Below are 276 nucleotides of genomic sequence, written 5' to 3' on the forward strand. Positions count from 1 at the left end.
GGAGTCGAGCCCGAGCTACGACCCCAACCTGTTCGTGACCGGCATCTCCAGCACCAACTACTCGGCGCTGCTCAACGATCCGGCGCGCCCGCTGGTGAACCGCACCACCCAGGGCATCTACGCCCCCGCCTCCACCGTCAAGCCCATGATGGCGGTGATGGGGCTGAACGAGGGGGCCATCACCCCCAACTATCGCTACTTCGGTGGCCCCAGCTTCTCCATCCCGGGCACCACCAAGAAGTTTCGTGACTGGCGCCGCTGGGGTCATGGCTGGCT

At 65.9% G+C, this 276-nt stretch carries 1 protein-coding gene; it reads left to right on the plus strand.

Annotated elements, in window-relative coordinates; all coding sequences use genetic code 11:
* Window positions 1-276 (plus strand): penicillin-binding transpeptidase domain-containing protein (locus B4920_RS26235; RefSeq protein ID WP_254051070.1); only part of this gene is annotated, 276 nt, incomplete at both ends.

It is taken from the genome of Zoogloea sp. LCSB751 (assembly GCF_002028455.1).
In the GTDB taxonomy this organism is placed as follows: domain Bacteria; phylum Pseudomonadota; class Gammaproteobacteria; order Burkholderiales; family Rhodocyclaceae; genus Zoogloea.